The sequence below is a fragment of the Paenibacillus sp. GXUN7292 genome, from assembly GCF_050864975.1.
Classification (GTDB): Bacteria; Bacillota; Bacilli; order Paenibacillales; family Paenibacillaceae; genus Pristimantibacillus.
In genome coordinates, this window is sequence record NZ_JBOZWO010000109.1 from 1 (window position 1) to 646 (window position 646).

At 47.2% G+C, this 646-nt stretch carries 1 protein-coding gene; it reads right to left on the minus strand.

Going from position 1 to position 646, the window contains the following annotated elements; translation table 11 throughout:
• A partial coding sequence (locus ACRRU2_RS28595) for a toxin Cry1Ac domain D-VI-related protein (RefSeq protein WP_432506843.1) occupies positions 1–646 on the minus strand: 646 nt, incomplete at both ends.

Here is a 646-nt window from a genome sequence, read left to right on the forward strand (position 1 = left end):
TATCCGCCACTAGATCGACTTTTGCCTTCGCAGCGTCAATCGCAGCTTGGTCCACTCCCACTTTCAATGCTGTTTTTGAATTGTCCGTAAATAAGCCGTTTACTGCTTCAGTAGCTGCTTGTAATTTAGCGATGGCCTCCAGTTGTGCGTCTAGGAATTGTTGGGCATATTGAATATCCGCGAGCAAAGCAGACTTTTCTGCACCATCTGCCACTTGATCGACTTTTGCCTTCGCGGCGTCAATCGCAGCTTGGTCCACTCCCACTTTCAATGCTGTTTTTGAATTGTCCGTAAATAAGCCGTTTACTGCTTCGGTAGCTGCTTGTAATTTTGCGATGGCTTCTAGTTGTGCGTCCAAGAGTTGCTGGGCTACTTGAAGATCAGCGACCAGCGATGACTTTTCTGTGCCATCCGCCACCAAATCCACCTTTGCACTTGCAACGTCAATCGCAGCTTGGTCCACTCCCACTTTCAGTGCTGTTTTGGTACTGTCCGTGAATAAGCCATTTACGGCTTCAGTGGCTGCTTGTAGTTTAGCAATAGCTTCTAGTTGTGCATCTAAGAGTTGCTGGGCATATTGAATATCTGCGAGCAAAGTAGACTTTTCCGCACTATCCGCCACTAGATCAACTTTTGCTTTAGCGGA